Raw genomic sequence first — 16,015 nt, forward strand, 5'->3', positions numbered from 1 at the left:
ACTCACCTCACTTGTCTATGCCAGCACCACGGTGCCGACCTGCCGGCCTTCCCTCTTAATGTGCCGCACTCATTTTGCCATATGCGCCCGCCACACGCCGCTCTCGCTCACAGCGCAGCCGTGCACCGCACCGAGCTAGTATCAGAACACCCCTTGCGCCGCCGCGAAGAAGAGGTAGCAGAACGGCGCCCACAACAGGATGGAATCAATGCGATCAAGCATGCCGCCGTGCCCGGGGAAAATTGCGCCCATATCTTTAACGCAGAGCCAGCGTTTGAGGCGTGACTCAAGCAGGTCACCGGCGGTGCAGCACACCACCGCTGCCATCCCGATACCGCAGGCCCACCATACGCTGTGCCCGAGGGCCCCCGTGGCGAGCAGCAAGGCCACCATCAGGCAGGCGAGGATTGATCCGGCCAGCCCTTCCCAGGTTTTCTTCGGGGAGATTCGCGGGGCGAGCGGATGACGCCCAAAAAGCACCCCGGCAGCCCAGCCCCCGGTGTCATTGGCAACGGGCAGGAGGATGAGCGCTGCGACCATCCACGCCGGGGAATCCAGCTGGCACAGTGCCACCGCAAAACTCCCCAGCACGCTAATCCACAGGGAGACGAAAACCGCGCAGGCGGCGTCGCTCACCTGCGCACGCCCCCGGTCGCGCAACCCCAACCACAGGGCGCAGGCCACCACCGTCGCCCCGAAAGCCAGCATGGCGGCGCCGAGTCCGCGCCACCAGGCCAGCGCCAGGATCGCGATATTCCCGGCCATCAGCATCGTGAGCGGCAGTCGGATCTGACGCGCGAGGAACGCACCCGCGGCCTCCCATACGGCAAAGCTAAGCGCCATCACCACGAGCACCACAAAAAGCTCAATACGCCAGAGGACACTGAGGGCCACCAGCGCCAGTAGGATGAGCGCGGTGGGGACGGCGGCTTTGAGGTTACGGCCGGCCCGCGAGGAGGTGGGGCGCGGCGGTTGCGGGGGACGCGGAGCGAGCAGGCTCCGCAACGAGGTGCGCGACATTAGATTTCGAGCAGGTCCTTTTCCTTGCCTTCGAGGAGCTTATCGATCTGCTCCACGAAGCTCTTCGTCAGCTTTTCCAGCTCGTCTTCAGCGCGCTTGACTTCATCTTCCCCAGCCTCGCCATCTTTTTGGATAGCTTCGAGGGTGTCCTTCGCCTTCCGACGCACGGCCCGGATGGACACGCGCCCATCTTCAGCGCGCGTGCGAGCCAACTTGACGTAATCCTTTCGGCGTTCCTCGGTTAGAGCCGGGAGGTTCACGCGCAGCACATTGCCGTCATCGGAGGGATTGACACCCAGGTCCGATTCGCGCAGCGCCTTGTCGATCCCTTGCTTGGCACCCGGATCGAAAGGCGTGATCATAACGGTGCGCGGTTCGGGAATGGTGATGGTAGCCAGCTGCTGGAGCGGCGTAAGCGTTCCGTAGTAATCCACCAGAATCGGGTTAAACATCCCGGCGCTGGCCCGCCCGGAGCGGATATGCGAAAATTCTTCGCTGGTTGCTTCAATAGTTTTGCCCATCTTTTCGCGGGCTTCGCGCAAAGCTTCTTCAATCATCTTTTTTCCTTCGCAGTTTCGTTCACGGCGCGTAGCTACGTGGTACGACGACGCCACCGCCACCACACGCCCGATGTGACATATCTTACCGGCTTAGCGGGGCTATGCGCCCTGGGCGGAGACCACCGTTCCAATATTCTCACCGCGCAGCGCGGCGGTGACATTCCCCGGCTCGGTCATACCGAAAACCCGCATCGGCAGGGAGTTATTCCGCGCCAGAGCAAAGGCCGCGCCGTCGGCCACCTGGAGATTATGGGAAAGCACCGTATCGTAGCTGATGGCGGTGAGCTTTTCCGCTTCCGGATGGGTGCGCGGATCGGCGGTATAGACTCCATCCACCCCGTTCTTTCCCATGAGGAGCTCATCGCAGCGCAGCTCGAGGGCACGCTGCGCGGAAACGGTATCGGTAGAGAAGTAGGGCATGCCGGCCCCAGCACCGAAAATAACCACCCGCCCCTTCTGAAGATGGCGGATGGCGCGCAAGGGAATATACGGTTCAGCAATTTGCGTCATCTGGATTGCAGTTTGCACGCGACACTGGGTTCCGGCCTGCTCGATGAAATCCTGGAGCGCGATCGCGTTCATAACGGTGCCGAGCATCCCCATATAGTCTGCCCGGGCTCGATCCATTCCAGATTGCTGCAATTCAGCTCCGCGGAAGAAGTTTCCTCCCCCTACAACAATGGCTACTTCGATTCCCGAAGCCGCCGCTTCGGCAATTTCACCGGCGACACGCTGGAGCACCGCGGCATCAACCCCGACACTACCCGCCCCAAAAGTTTCTCCCGATAGTTTAAGAAGAACTCGGCGGACTCCATCCGAGCTCGCGTCATGTTCCAGTAGTGTCACCATTGCCTCCCGTCGCTCAGTTCATCGGGCTTAACCATACCAGCGCGGACTCAGGCATAATATCCGGGTGTCTAATGAAAATATTTCTTCTGACGCTGCCACATGGGTGGCGTCGCTGCGCGCCCTCACGCCGGGCGTGCTGCTTGCCGCTGTTATCGCGGTAGCATCCTGGGGCCTGAGTAAGCTGATGCCCCTGCTTTCCGCCATGCTCTTCGCCATCGTATTGGGCATGCTGGTGCGCAACCTGGGACTTATCCCGCGTTCGGCTAACCGCGGTCTCACCTTCACCTCCAAACGGGTGCTACGCACCGGGGTGGTGCTCCTGGGGCTGCGCCTATCCATTCCCGCAATTCTGGGGCTGGGCTGGGGTACCCTCATCACCATCGTCACCTGCGTGACTGCAACGATGCTCATTTCGGTGCCCCTGAGTAAACTCCTGCGAGTCCCGCACGCCTCAGCTATTCTCACCGCCGTGGGCACCTCCATTTGCGGGGCCTCCGCGGTGGCGGGAACTTCCGCCGTGGTGCGGGTGCGTAACGAAGACGAACGCGATACCGCCGCGGCGACCGCTATTGCCTGCGTGACGCTTTTCGGTACTCTCACCCTCGTGGCACTCCCCTGGCTCGCCCACCTGCTGGACTTGAGCGCCAATCAGGCGGCTGTATGGATGGGCGCCACTATTCACGAAGTTGGCCAGGTGGTGGCCGCCGCAAATATTTACGGTGGGGTGGCCGATACCGCTACTGCCGCCAAGCTTGGGCGCGTGGTATGCCTGGCCGCGGTGATTGCCGTGGTGGGGCTGCTGGAGCGCGCCGCTAAGCAACGTGAGGCCCGCGCCGCGGGGCTGGACGGTGCGGCGCTCGATACGCACGGCCATACACGTGGCTCCGCACCGCTCATCCCGCTGTTCGTGCTTGGCTTCCTTATCGCGGTAGGTATCGCCTCCGTCCTGAAGAACCAGGCCTGGGCGGCCAGTGCCTTGCAGATTCTTGGTAACGACGTCGCCAACTGGCTCCTCATCGCCGCGATGGGCGCCATGGGTGCCGGCGTTCATCTCAAAACGATTATGCATACGGGGGCACGCACCGTCCTCTTTGGGTTCCTTCTCACCCTCGTGATTGTGGGGATCGGATTGGCGTGCGTGGCCGTTTTTGTGGTGTAGCAACGGCCTAACATACGTGAAGCGGGGGCTTTCCTAACGTGGGAGCCCCCGCTTCGTGTATGCCCCGTATGCGGGCAAGCTAGCCGGTATCGGCGTGGATTACTTCAGCGGCGCGTCGTATACGTCAGCTGCGTCGTCGTCACGCAGATACGCAACCCAGAAGTACGTGGCGAGGATGAAACCGCCGCCCACGATATTGCCGAGAATCACCACACCGATATTGAGGGCGACGGCGCCCGGCGTGAACGCGGCGTAGTCGGCGAGACCGTGACCGGAGGCGAGCACCGCTTCGGAATTCCAGAACGCATCCCCACCCCAGTACTTGCACATAAGGCCGAGCGGAAGTAGGAACATATTGGCCACCGAGTGCTCGAATCCAGCGGCAACGAAGAGTGGGATGGGGCATAGACAGGCGAGGATCTTATCCGCCGTGGAACGCCCCGATTGCGCAATCCATACACCGGCGCACACCGCGATATTCGCGAGCACGCCCAGGAGGAAGGCCTCTGGGATAGAATGCGCGGCCTTGCCCGCCGCGGTATGGAGGGCAACCTCGCCCCAGGCTCCCCCGTTAGAGAGTGCCTGACCCGCGCCAAAGACGAGCAACGCCAAAAACAGCGCGCCAACTAAATTGCCAGCTAGGGAAGTGCCCCAGTGCGCGAAGAACCGCCGTGGCCGCACCTTCTTGTGGTAGAGCGGCATGACCGTCATCGTGGTTGAGGTGAAGAGGTCCGAGCCGGTCAGTACCACCAGGATGAGACCGACCGAGAAGCACAGGCCCCCCAGGACTTTCGCCGGGCCGAGCGGCCCGTCGGCCAGGCCCTGTTGCGACGTGATGTAGAAAATGTAGCCCATGCCAATAAAGGCGCCGCCCGAGAGTGCCATCACGAAGGATCGCGTCAGCGGTTTCTTAGTTTTCTTGTATGCCGCGCGGGCGTTCTCAACCGCGAGGGTGTGCGGATCGGGAATGGTTATGCTCACCTCTTACTCCTTTGTCAGTTCAGCGCCCCTCATCTTATGTGAAAGTGCCCGGTGGGAGCTATAGATATTTAGAAGCAGATAGGTCCGGTGCCCGAAACAGCACCGCTCCAGCGAAAAGAAAACGGAGGGCGGGACGCACTCACGTACATCCCGCCCTCCGGCGTTTAGTGTTCTCACAACCGAAAGCTAGGCTCCCGGCAGCCGGAAACTACGTCCCGGCGCGTGCATAAACTTACTCAGCGTGCGAACCGACGCGCAGACGCTTGAAACCGGTCACCTTGCCGCCGGTCTGGGACACGATGGTCTTGACCGGGGTCTTCGGCTCGCGGGCGTAGCCCTGCTCTTCGAGAACGACCTGCTTGTAGAAGCCGTGCATGCGGCCTTCCACGATCTTCGGCACGGCCTTTTCCGGCTTGCCTTCAGCGATAGTGGTTTCGGTGGCGATGCGCTTCTCGGTTTCCACCACGTCAGCCGGCACATCCTCGATGGAGAGGTACTTCGGATCCAGCGCGGCGATATGCACCGCGACATCATGCGCAACTTCGGCAGCCTTGGCATCGGTGGCAACCAGCACGCCCACCTGCGGGGGCAGGTCAGGGTTGGTGCGGTGCATATAAGCTTCCACGTGCTCGCCCTCGAGGACTTCAACGTGGGAAACTTCCATCTTTTCACCGATGACGGCGGTCATGGCGGTGATGCGATCCGCAACGGTGCCATCGCCTAGCTTGGCGGCGAGCAGCGCTTCCACGCTATCGGCGCCGGAATCCACGGCAGCCGTGAGGATCTCATCGGCCATGCCAATGAACTTCTCATTCTTGGCCACGAAATCGGTTTCCGCGTTGATCTCCACGAGAATGCCACGCTGGCCGGCCGCGGTATCGGACACATGCGAAGCCACCAGGCCGTTCGCAGCGGTGCGGTCCGAACGCTTAGCGGCAGACTTCATGCCCTTGACGCGCAGGATCTCCTCAGCCTTGGCGGAATCCCCCTGGGCTTCGTCGAGAGCCTTCTTGGCGTCCATCATGCCGGCGCCGGTCTTGTCACGCAGCGCCTTCACATCGGCGGCTGTGTAATTAGCCATGCTTCACTCCTCACTTGTAGTGCTCAGGCTTAGGCCTGGGCGTCAGCTTCTTCGGACTTGTTTTCTTCGGATTCGGTCGCTTCGGCCTCGGCTTCAGCCGGAGCGGCTGCAGCTTCCGCGGCGGGAGCGGCTTCTTCAGTAGCTTCCCCAGCCGCGAGAACTTCACGCTCCCACTCGGGCATCGCATCTTCGGTAGCGTTCTTGCCAGCGCCGCGAGCCAGGAGGCCTTCGGCTACCGCATCACCGATGACGCGGGTGAGCAACCCAACGGCACCGATGGCGTCGTCGTTACCCGGAATCGGGTAGGCAACTTCATCCGGATCGCAATTAGTGTCCAGGATGGCAACCACCGGAATGTTGAGCTTGTTGGCTTCGGACACCGCGAGGTGTTCCTTGTTGGTATCCACAACCCACACGGCGGAGGGCAGGCGGTGCATATCACGCAGGCCGCCGAGGGTCTTCTCCAGCTTGTCCTTTTCACGGGAGAGCATGAGGAGTTCCTTCTTGGTCAGGCCCGAGCCGGCCACGTCCTCGAAGTCCATCTGCTCGAGTTCCTTGAGGCGCTCAATACGCTTGGCAACGGTCTGGAAGTTGGTGAGCATGCCGCCCAGCCAACGTTCGTTCACGTAGGGCATCCCGGTGCGTTCGGCCTGTTCCTTCACGGCTTCCTGCGCCTGCTTCTTGGTGCCCACAAAGAGGATATTTCCACCGTGCGCCACGGTTTCCTTCACGAAATCGTACGTGCGGTCGATATCGGCGACCGTCTTGCGCAGGTCAATAATGTAAATCGAGTTACGATCCGTGAGGATGTAACGCTTCATCTTCGGGTTCCAACGGCGGGTCTGATGCCCGAAGTGCACACCAGCTTCCAGCAGCTGGCTCATGGTGACGACAGCCATGCGGCGTCCTTTCTCAGGCGCCATTATGACAATGGCGCGGTATCGGTTCTTGCACGACGGCGGAATTGCCGCCGCGCCCTGGTGCCCACGAACCGCGGTTCCCAATATGCGCCACCCACCGGGTAGCCCGCATCGGGACCGATCCGCGACCCTCTTATGCGGGCACGCGTATTACGACCGGGGATAACCGGCCGCCTGTACATATTACCCCACCAGGAAAAGCTGCGAACGGCGAGCGGGTGTGATTTTCGCGGGAATCTTGCGGCTAGGCGAATGCGCACCCGAGGCTGAGGCTAGCGCGCACGCTCCATCTCAACATATGGTTGCGGTTGTGCAGCTTTTCCGCATCACTATAGGATAATCCACATAGTTACTAACACTAGATCCTAGGAGCAACCTGCCCTATGCGCGTCCTTGAATCCAATACCTATCGCATCAAGGAAACCTTCTTTATATAAAAATGCGAGAAAGCCGTATTCTCGCACGCACTTAGCGATGATGCGCGCCCGGAGCGTATACCTATTTCCTCAGGCCCCGGGTGAGTACAGCTGTGTACTTTTCCTAAATGGTGCGTGCGATAGGGGCCCATGCTGCCCTGAATACGGCAATTGGATTGATAAGGATAAGGATTTTGATAGATCCTCATATTCCCGTCCTCGACGTCACCCATGTGCGGCGCGTTTTCGGGAAAGAAAAATTTGTTGCAGTTGATGATGTGTACCTGGTGATCGAAGCGGGCCAGGTGCATGCCTTGCTCGGTCCGAACGGGGCCGGGAAAACCACAACGGTGCGGATGTGCGCGACTCTGCTGGCTCCCACGTCGGGACAGGTACGGATCGCGGGGATCGACGCGGTGCGCCATCCTGAAAAGGCGCGCTCGCGCCTGGGCCTGGTGCTAGGCGGGGACCTCGGGTTTTATCCCCGGGCTACGGCACGCGATAATCTCTTGTATTTTGCTGACCTGCAGGGGGTAGGGAGCGGGCAGCGGCGCGGCGTCGTCGCTGATGTTCTTGAACGCGTTAAGCTCACCGACTCCGCAGGGGTTAAGGTGGGGCAGTTTTCGCGCGGGATGCGCCAGCGCCTCCACCTGGCGCGCGCCTTATTGGGCGCTCCGCCGCTGCTCCTTCTTGATGAACCGACCACGGGGCTGGACCGCGACGTCGCGCTCACGGTGCGCGATATTATCCGCGACGTTGCCAGTAACGGCACCGCGGTGCTCCTCACCTCGCATTCCATGCCGGAGGTCGAAGAGCTGGCGGATACCATCACCGTCATTGGCGCGGGCAAAATCGCGGTGCGAGGTACCGTCCGAGATATCGCGGAATATGCCGGGGTGGGTGCAACCACGACGTTCACGCTGGGTGCACGCAAAGCGGATATTTTCACGAGTCTCGAAGCTGAATTCCCCGGAGCGGTGATTATTCGCCGTCCACGCGCGGGCAATTGGGCGGTCACGATCTACTGGGAGGTGCGCTCCGGTGCGCAAGCCGAACGCCTGGTGGCGCTTCTCGGGCACGAGCCGGAGGATCTGGTTACGCGTCCGGCTTCGCTGGAGGAAACGTATCTCGCGCTGGCAGATGGGTTGGCACGGTGATGCGGCAATTACGTATGAGCGCTTTTCACGTGCGCCAATTTGTATCCGTTCCCTATTTCATCCAGCTTATGGTGACGACGACCCTCGCCACCGCACTGGTGCAATTCCTCGGTTTCCGAGCTTTCGGAAATATGAGCGCGACGCAAGGGTGGGTGCGTGCCGCGATTATCGGCATGTGGACCACGGCAACCTGCGCGGCTGGAATTATTGGTTTCGAGAGGTATAAAGGTACCCTCGTCTACTTGGTGAGCGCGCCGATTGGGGCACTACGGAGCATTGCTGCGGTAGTAGCTTCGGCCGGTTCCTTCGGACTGGCCGCATTCCCGGTGGCCTGGGTGACGTGGGCCCTGTGCTCCGTCTCGGTCACCTTCACCGCACCGTCCTGGGGCTTTGCATGCGGGATTCTACTGTTGTGGATGGGGTGCCTGAGCGTTTCCTTCGTGATCGCCGCGCTTTTCGTGCTCACCCCGAACGCGATTAGTTACGAAGGTCTGCTCCTGGTTCCGATGTTTTTAGCTTCCGGAATTCTTTTTACGACGACGGCGCCACCCACGTGGCTGGCCTATCTTTCCCTCTTCGTACCCCTCTCAATGCCCACCTCCCTGCTCTTCGGAGAGGATATTACCGGGAGTGACGTAGCTGTCTGGGTGGTCGTACTGGGCGTGTGGCTGACGGTGGCGGGAGTGGCGGGGCGCGCGGCGCTGCGCCGTGCTACCCGCTCCGGGACCTTGGAGGTGATGTGATGCTGACGCGCTATCGCTCGATTATTCGGGTCTCCTGGGCTTCCTCGGTGACCTTTGCAACGGTGGGGACGGCGGTGACCACTCTCCTGGTTCTTCCGCTCCTCGACGTGCTTTTTGATGTGGTGCTCGGCAATGACGTGGGTACCCCGGACCTGGTGCGCACGGGCTATGCCGCGGCGCTGGTTGCTTTGGCCACGTCGGTGGCCTCCGGGGTGGTCAGCGCGGTGGCAACCGACCGGGCGCTAGGGATATTCCAGGAGGTTCACCTGCGCCGGCGTTTCGATGTGGTGTACTGGGTGGCGGTGGCCACCGTTCCATGCGTCTTGGCACTCTCCACAGGTATTGCAGCTATTGGCGCTGTCTTCCTCCTGTCCCCGGACAAAGATGCGGCGCTGCTGGGGCGCGTGGCACTTTTAGCCTGTGCAGCTTTGGTATGCGGAGTGCTGCTCGGAGTGTGCGCTGCCGGCATCGGGGTTGATCTTCCTGACCCGTACCTAGGGGCGACGTTACTCGCCACGTTCTTGCCTGTTTTCACCGGAGTTATTGTGCCCCTTGATTACTATCCGCCCGTGCTGGCTGCGCTAGCGAATGCTGTGCCCCTGGCAGGAATTATTGCGGGTATCGCGGCGCCAGCCGGGTGGCTGGTAGTCCGCGATATTGCGGTTGCGGCGATCTGGGCCGGTATCGGTGTGATAGCGACCCGCCATGCGGTGGCTCGGCTGCGTTCGGGTATGCGAAGGGATGTTGTATGAGTTTTCTGGGCTTTGATGAACGTTGGGCGGCCTACCTAAAAGTCGCGGAAATTAACCTTGGCGCTGCCGCGCGCATGCACGGCGGGCGGATCGCCGCGGTGCATCGTGGCGCTGTCGAGGTGCTCCTAGTTGCTGATGCCGCTGCTCCGGACGGGCCAGTAGGTGCCACTGCTGGTGCACCAGACGGAGCGTCGCTGCGTATTGACCTCGATATTCCGGGCCACTGCCGAGATAGTGAATCCTGGCCGCCGGTGGTGGGTGACTGGGTGGGCGTGGATGATGCCGGGCATATTCTCGACATTTTGCCGCGCCGTACCTACCTCACCCGCCCGTCGGTGGGCCGTGCCGCTCTCGAGCAACCTATCTGCGCGAATATTGATGTGGTTCTCATTGTGGAACCCGTGGTGCCAGCAGCCAGTCGCGGGCGTATCGAACGTTTCGTGGCCCTGGCCCACGCGAGCGGGGCATGCCCCTGGCTGGTGCTCACGAAGGCGGATCTGGCGAACCCGGCAGATCTCCAGGAACTGGGTGAGGGATGCGAAGAAGTCCTCGCACTCGATGCGCGTTCCACCGAGGACGTGGCGCGGCTCGTTGAGCGCCTCTCCGGTACGGTCGTGGTGGTGGGGCGCTCCGGCGCGGGGAAATCCACTCTCACCAATACTTTGCTCGGAGCCACCCAGGAGGTGGGAGCGGTGCGCGAAAGTGACCATAAGGGTCGGCACACGACCACCGGGCGTCAGTTGGTTTGCGGAGAACACTTCGCGGTCATTGACACTCCCGGGGTGCGCGCTTTGGGAGCCACGATGGACACGGAGGCCATTGCGGATACCTTCGCGGATATTCGCGAATTGGCTGCTTCGTGCCATTTCGCGAATTGTAGCCACGGGCGTGAGCCGGGGTGTGCGGTGCGTGAGGCCTGCGCGCACGGGGCTTTGAACGCGGACCGTTTAAATCGCTATCTACGCATGATGGCGGAGGCAGAACGGCTACGTTCCCGCAGCGACGCACGAACGGCACGGAGCCAGGATCGGCACGCCTCGAAAGAGAATACCCGCGGGCGGCGCGAAACGATGCGTCTCAAGGGTAAAAACCGCGGATAACAGCGCAAAAACCCAGGCTAGTTCCAGAATAGAGCTAGAGCGTTCCACAGGTTGCGGAGACGCATGGACTATCCACAGCCGGTGGGTGCCCACTGGAGTTCGGGCTTTCTCCACGGCATGCTCAGCCCTATGAAGACTCTCAGGATTTTTGCGACACGATTCCCCGGTGCGCGCTACGGTCCGGGCACGGCTACTCGTGCCCGGACCACAGCGCTCTCCCGCTCCCGTGCGGGGCGCATGATCGTGGCACGTTGCCTGGCCGCGGCCGGCGCAGCTCTCACCCTGGTGGCGAGCGTCATTTCAGAATCGGCATCTAGCACGGTGGCGCCGTCGTCGGAAAACACCCCCGCGCAAGCCGCGACCTCGAGAACGGAAAACACGCCAGGGGCACCGCCGGCGTCCGCCCTCATGGTAGACGCCAGGAACACCACGCATACAACGGCTGCGCATCCCCGCCCCACCGGCTTCCGCTCCCCTACCGGTAGCGAGCCTGTAGTCACTCGCCCCTTTGACCCGCCGAAGCACAATTGGCTGCCCGGGCATCGCGGTGTCGATGTGGAGCTTCCGGCGGGCAGCCCCGTTCTTGCTGCCGGCACGGGCACCGTGGTGTATGCCGGGATGCTTGCGGATCGGCCAGTAATTTCTATCGAACACGCCAATGGTCTGCGCACCACGTATGAACCCGTGGAGCCACAGGTGCAGCGCGGAGAAACCGTGAGCGCCGGGACGGTCATTGGGACATTGCTGGCCGGGCATGAGGATGGCGGACGCTTCCCCGGGGATGTTTTGCACTGGGGTGCGCGGCGCGGGAAAACCTATATTGACCCGCTCTCGCTCCTCTACCGGCGTGAGATACGCCTTTATCCGTAACGCTCCTGTGACCCTTCTTTAGGCCCGCGGATGGGCTTGGAGGAATGCAGCCCGGAGCCTGTCGGCGCTGACGTGGGTGTAGCGCTGCGTGGTTTGCAGGGATGAGTGGCCCAGGATCTCTTGGACGCTGCGCAAATCCGAGCCACCGTTGAGAAGATGCGTGGCTGCGGAATGGCGTAAATCGTGCGGGGTAATATCGGGTACTCCCGCTCGGCTGGCGGCCCGATGCACAACGTCGCGCAATGAACGCGGATTGAGGCGCCTACCCTGAGCCCCCAAAAAGAGAGCCCGGGTCGGTTCTTTCATAAGAGAGGCGCGCGCGGGCAGATATTCCTGCACGGCCCGCATAGCCGGCACTCCGTACGGCACCACGCGTTCCTTATTTCCTTTTCCGATAACGCGCACCGTTAAATCAGGGCGAACCTGGTCAATATCCAGGGAACACACTTCGCTCACGCGCAGGCCTGCCGCATACATGAGCTCAAGGGCCGCCCAGTCTCGGTAGGCGAGAGCATTCCCACTCTCAACCGCATGACTTTTGGCGTTGTTGAGCAACTGCTGGGCTTGGTGTTCATTGAGGACATGCGGGAGCTCATTGGTGACCCGGGGTGATTTCAGCCTGGCTGCCGGATCCGAGGCGGTATAGCCACACCGGTATGCCCAGGAACTAAAAGTACGTATTGCTGCGGATTGTCGTGCCATCGAGGCCAAGGCACTACCGTGTTCGCGCGAATGGGCCAGCCATGCCCGTAAATCAGCTAAGTCCAAGTGTTCGAGGTCAATATCTTGCTGGGATAAATCTTTATTGGAAGCCTCGTCCCCGGTGGATAGCTCATGGAGGAAAGCGAGAAGTGAGACCACTTCATGCACATAAGCGCGAATCGTATGCTCGGAGTATCCGCGGCGCAGCCGCAATTCTCGCTCATAACGGTCCACAATATCTGCTACTCGCATACTTCCAGTTTATGCGAGCCTCAGGTCGCCCGTTGCCGGCTTGCCTCCCGAGCCTGGGGCGTTAGGCGCCATTTCCCGCCCCGGCTCTCCGCGATTCCGGCTACCTCAAGTTTTCCGAGGGCCGCCATCACCTCAGCAAATCCCATTCCCGCGGTCTGCGCTATTTTATCTAGCGGCTGATAATTGCGAGCCGGTAGCGCGTCACGCACCCGCACCGCCCGCGGATCCCCGGCAAGCGGATCGGTAATGGCGAGCCCGAACCCTAGTTGCACGCCGCCGGTAAGCGCATGAGCAACAGTTCGGCTTGCTGCCCCGTCACCGTTAGGAGCCGTGCTCCTCTCCCCCGCTACTCGTGCACGATCTGCACGGAGAAGTTGCTGACCGGCGCTAAAACCGAGCATGTCCACAATATCTTCCACCCCGGTAATACATACCGCTCCTTCTCGCAAAAGTCGGTGACAGCCCGTTGAGCACATGGCGTAAATGGATCCGGGGACTGCCCCCACTGGAATGCCGTAGGTATGGGCGTGCCCCGCGGTATTAATGGCTCCCGATCGATAGGGAGCTTCGATAACAACAACGGCGCGCGATAGGCCCGCAATGATCCTGTTTCGGGCCAGGAAACGGTGCCGGTGGGGAGCATTACCCGGAGCTGTTTCTGAAAGGGCGAGCCCACCAGCGTCGAGGATCCGCGCGAAAAGCTCCTGGTGGGCTTTGGGATAGGGCCGGTTAATTCCACTGGCGAAAACCACCGCGGTAGGAGCATTAGCGAGCACGGCGCCGCGGTGAGCGGCCGCGTCAATACCAATGGCTCCCCCGGAAACAATAAGGGCACCACGTTCGGTGAGCTCGTAACTAAAATCAGTGGCAATCTTTTCTCCATAGTCAGTTGATGCGCGCGAACCTACCATCGCGAGCGCGGGTCGTTCAAGGGCCTCAATATTCCCTTTCCACCACAGTCCCAGCGGACGCTGTTCCCCGAGCTGCGTTAAGGATTGCGGCCAGGTGGGGCTACCCGGGTAGGTGAAACCATAGCCTCGATTGAGCAGTTCACGATCACGTGCAAAGGCATCGGCATCATATCGAGCATTCCAGCGGGTAGCGGCCGTGCGCAGCGGTTCAGGTACCGGGGCGCCCGCGCGTATCTCTTCCAGCCAGCTCAGAGCTCCGACGTAACCGAGATGTTCGGTGAGAGCAACCGCGTGGTAGTCTTCCCCTTCTGCCAGGCGGGTCCACGCCATTGCTGCGGCTTCTTCCACACCCGTATATCCAACGGCGGTGGCACCCGGACCGGTGTTCCCCGGGAGGCTTGCTTCCATACTGGCGACTCCCGTGCAAGTTTCTCTCACGCCGGCAGCTCCGGTTATTTCTCTGCCACTCCGGACTGTTTTATCCTCCGTCATAACCAGCATGTCCTTTCCCGCGTAGGGCGAAAGCCCCGGCAACGTCGTCGGTGGTGGGTTGTGCATGGCCCGCTAGGTCCGCGAGAGTCCAGGAAACCCGCAGAATTTTATCCGCAGCCCGCATACTGATGAGACCGCGGGTGAGAGCGTCATGCAAGCTCGCGCTTGAGCTGGGCGCTAACTGAGTATGTGCCCGAAGCCAGGCACCCGGTATCCCAGCGTTAACATCCCAGCTTTCACCCCGGAAACGGTAATGTTGGCGTTCGCGAGCTTCGCGCACCCGCGCGGCGACCGTTTCGCTGCTATCTCCACTATTACCCGCAGCCAATTCCGCCCGGCTGGGCCTGGGCAACGTAACCATGAGGTCGATGCGGTCTCGGAGCGGACCTCCGATGCGATGCTGGTAGTGGGCGCGGTCTGCCCCCGAACAAGTGCAGGAGGCGGGGGAATCAAGTAGTCGGCCGCATCGGCACGGGTTCCCGGCTCCTACCAGTTGGAAACGGGCCGGGAAACGCACCGAGCCGTGGGCACGGTGAATATGTACTTCTCCCGATTCCATAGGTTCACGGAGGGATTGGATGGCCCTGGTGGTGAATTCGGGAAGTTCGTCGAGGAAAAGCACGCCGTAGTGCGCGAGGGAGATCGCGCCGGGGCGGGGCCGGCTTCCTCCTCCCACCAGTGCGGTGGCACTTGAGGTGTGATGCGGCGCCACGTAGGGAGGCCTGGTGGTGATCTCCTCAAATTGCCCGACGATGGAGCGGATACTGGCGCTTTCTACCGCTTGGGCACGGGTGAGGGGCGGCATGATTCCCGGTAGCCGAGTAGCCAGCATCGATTTCCCTACCCCGGGCGCCCCGATCATGAGAAGGTGGTGGCTCCCCGCAGCAGCTATTTCCAGGGCGTGGCGAGCCAGGTATTGGCCCCGTACCTCAGCAAGGTCACCAATATCGCTACTGGTACGAGGCTGGCATACCGGCACGGGTGGCGGTGGTGGTACCGGATCGCTGGCAAGCCCCAGGTGCTGTGCTATCTGGGTGATATGCCAGATTTCTCCCACCTGGATCTGGGCGAGCGCGGCCTCGGCTCCGCATCCGTGCGGGACGATGGCGTGGCGGAAGCCGTGGCGGGTGGCTCCCAGCACGCACGGCAAGATTCCCCGCACCGGACGAACCGACCCGTCAAGGCCGAGTTCACCCAAGAAAACGGTTCCAGACGGGAGTTGGGTATGGGCTTGCGCAGCAAGGATGGCGGCAGCAATCGACACATCGAAAGCGGTGCCAGCCTTTGGGGTATCTGCCGGAGACAGGTTAACCGTGACACGCCCGGCCGGGAAAGGGATCCGAGCTGCGGCGAAAGCTGCCCGGATGCGTTCGCGTGATTCGCTCACCGCCGCATCGGGCAGGCCCACAATCGTGAAATTGGGCAGTCCAGAAAGGATCGCGACTTCCACCCGGATGGGCATGCCCTGAACACCGAGGATGGAGACGGTATGGGAGGTGCCAATCATGAAGCGTTCCGCAGATGCTCGATAGTGATGGGACCGGAGGTGGGAACGCTGATGGCCACGATATCTACCGCGAGTGCGGGATAGTTTCCACCTTCGGCTTGGAGCCACTGCGCCAGAAGCTGGCGCAGCCTGCGATATTTTTCGGAACTAACGGCCAGAGGCGCGGGAACCGTATTCCACCCGCGGCGGGTTTTCACCTCAACAGCAACCAGGGCACCGCTGGGTTCTTCGCGGCATACCAGGTCAAGTTCCCCGCGCCGGCATCTCCAATTCTGGGCCAGCGTGCGATAACCGAGTCCACGCAAGTATGCGGTAGCAACATTTTCTCCCCACTCTCCTACCTCCCGGGTGGTGGCGGAAGCAGAAAGCGGGGCGAGCTCGTTGCGAGCAATGGTGGCATACAGAGTTTCACACTGGTACATGCACCTAGTGTGGCGCGGACATTAACGATGATGGCTCGAGCGGTGCGCGGCTGGGGATAGCGTCGTCGTTTGAGATACCTGTGGATAAACCTAAGCTCCACGAGAACTCACGACGCAACGT

Annotated in this window: 16 protein-coding genes; 6 read left to right on the top strand and 10 right to left on the bottom strand. The window is 61.5% G+C overall.

The features are described 5' to 3' along the window. Positions 1-141 precede the first annotated feature (141 nt). The 3 genes from QP828_RS02655 to pyrH all read right to left on the bottom strand — a co-directional run bounded on the left by QP828_RS02655 (position 142) and on the right by pyrH (position 2,429). Positions 142-1,020: a phosphatidate cytidylyltransferase gene (locus QP828_RS02655; RefSeq protein ID WP_274733138.1), complete on the bottom strand. Its 879-nt coding sequence runs from the start codon at positions 1,018-1,020 to the stop codon at positions 142-144. Beyond that, positions 1,020-1,577, bottom strand: a complete 558-nt coding sequence (gene frr / locus QP828_RS02660) for a ribosome recycling factor (protein ID WP_026428541.1) — start codon at positions 1,575-1,577, stop codon at positions 1,020-1,022. The genes QP828_RS02655 and frr overlap by 1 nt, the downstream gene beginning before the upstream one ends. Positions 1,578-1,679: 102 nt before the next feature. After that, positions 1,680-2,429, bottom strand: a complete 750-nt coding sequence (gene pyrH / locus QP828_RS02665; RefSeq protein WP_126134665.1) for a UMP kinase — start codon at positions 2,427-2,429, stop codon at positions 1,680-1,682. A 64-nt stretch (positions 2,430-2,493) separates the two neighbouring features. On the opposite strand from pyrH, the gene QP828_RS02670 reads away from it, so the two are divergent. After that, positions 2,494-3,588: a YeiH family protein gene (locus QP828_RS02670; RefSeq protein WP_284891211.1), complete on the top strand. Its 1,095-nt coding sequence runs from the start codon at positions 2,494-2,496 to the stop codon at positions 3,586-3,588. A gap of 99 nt (positions 3,589-3,687) precedes the next feature. On the opposite strand, the gene QP828_RS02675 is transcribed toward QP828_RS02670, so the two are convergent. The 3 genes from QP828_RS02675 to rpsB all read right to left on the bottom strand — a co-directional run bounded on the left by QP828_RS02675 (position 3,688) and on the right by rpsB (position 6,549). Then, entirely contained in the window at positions 3,688-4,569 is an 882-nt protein-coding gene (locus QP828_RS02675; RefSeq protein WP_274733132.1) for a formate/nitrite transporter family protein, read from the bottom strand. 232 nt (positions 4,570-4,801) lie between these two features. After that, on the bottom strand, positions 4,802-5,650 hold the full coding sequence (gene tsf, locus QP828_RS02680; RefSeq protein ID WP_274734039.1) for a translation elongation factor Ts: 849 nt from the start codon (positions 5,648-5,650) through the stop codon (positions 4,802-4,804). Between the two features lie 29 nt (positions 5,651-5,679). Next, positions 5,680-6,549: a 30S ribosomal protein S2 gene (gene rpsB / locus QP828_RS02685; protein WP_126134667.1), complete on the bottom strand. Its 870-nt coding sequence runs from the start codon at positions 6,547-6,549 to the stop codon at positions 5,680-5,682. 631 nt (positions 6,550-7,180) lie between these two features. On the opposite strand from rpsB, the gene QP828_RS02690 reads away from it, so the two are divergent. The 5 genes from QP828_RS02690 (at position 7,181) to QP828_RS02710 (ending at position 11,608) form a co-directional block, all read left to right on the top strand. Beyond that, entirely contained in the window at positions 7,181-8,143 is a 963-nt protein-coding gene (locus QP828_RS02690; protein WP_274734038.1) for an ABC transporter ATP-binding protein, read from the top strand. A 14-nt stretch (positions 8,144-8,157) separates the two neighbouring features. After that, on the top strand, positions 8,158-8,886 hold the full coding sequence (locus QP828_RS02695) for an ABC transporter permease (protein ID WP_274734036.1): 729 nt from the start codon (positions 8,158-8,160) through the stop codon (positions 8,884-8,886). Beyond that, positions 8,886-9,638 carry an ABC transporter permease gene (locus QP828_RS02700; protein ID WP_274734044.1) on the top strand — a complete coding sequence of 251 codons (753 nt, stop codon included), beginning with the start codon at positions 8,886-8,888 and terminating at the stop codon, positions 9,636-9,638. The genes QP828_RS02695 and QP828_RS02700 overlap by 1 nt, the downstream gene beginning before the upstream one ends. Then, positions 9,635-10,738 (top strand): ribosome small subunit-dependent GTPase A, encoded by a 1,104-nt coding sequence (gene rsgA, locus QP828_RS02705; RefSeq protein WP_274734035.1) that lies wholly within the window; start codon positions 9,635-9,637, stop codon positions 10,736-10,738. Before QP828_RS02700 ends, rsgA begins: the two co-directional genes overlap by 4 nt. Positions 10,739-10,867: 129 nt before the next feature. After that, positions 10,868-11,608 (top strand): M23 family metallopeptidase, encoded by a 741-nt coding sequence (locus QP828_RS02710; protein WP_274734034.1) that lies wholly within the window; start codon positions 10,868-10,870, stop codon positions 11,606-11,608. A gap of 18 nt (positions 11,609-11,626) precedes the next feature. Here the strand turns inward: QP828_RS02710 and QP828_RS02715 are convergent, their stop codons facing one another. The 4 genes from QP828_RS02715 to QP828_RS02730 form a co-directional block, all read right to left on the bottom strand. Further along, a complete protein-coding gene (locus QP828_RS02715; RefSeq protein ID WP_274734033.1) occupies positions 11,627-12,562 on the bottom strand; it encodes a tyrosine recombinase XerC in 936 nt (311 codons plus the stop codon). A gap of 20 nt (positions 12,563-12,582) precedes the next feature. Next, positions 12,583-13,881 (bottom strand): DNA-processing protein DprA, encoded by a 1,299-nt coding sequence (dprA, locus tag QP828_RS02720; protein ID WP_274734032.1) that lies wholly within the window; start codon positions 13,879-13,881, stop codon positions 12,583-12,585. A 70-nt stretch (positions 13,882-13,951) separates the two neighbouring features. Further along, entirely contained in the window at positions 13,952-15,472 is a 1,521-nt protein-coding gene (locus QP828_RS02725) for a YifB family Mg chelatase-like AAA ATPase (RefSeq protein WP_274734030.1), read from the bottom strand. Next, positions 15,469-15,894 (bottom strand): YraN family protein, encoded by a 426-nt coding sequence (locus QP828_RS02730; RefSeq protein ID WP_274734029.1) that lies wholly within the window; start codon positions 15,892-15,894, stop codon positions 15,469-15,471. Before QP828_RS02730 ends, QP828_RS02725 begins: the two co-directional genes overlap by 4 nt. Between the last annotated feature and the right edge of the window lie 121 nt (positions 15,895-16,015).

Origin of the sequence: Actinotignum sanguinis, from assembly GCF_030230305.1 — a bacterium.
Taxonomy (GTDB): Bacteria; Actinomycetota; Actinomycetes; order Actinomycetales; family Actinomycetaceae; genus Actinotignum; species Actinotignum sanguinis.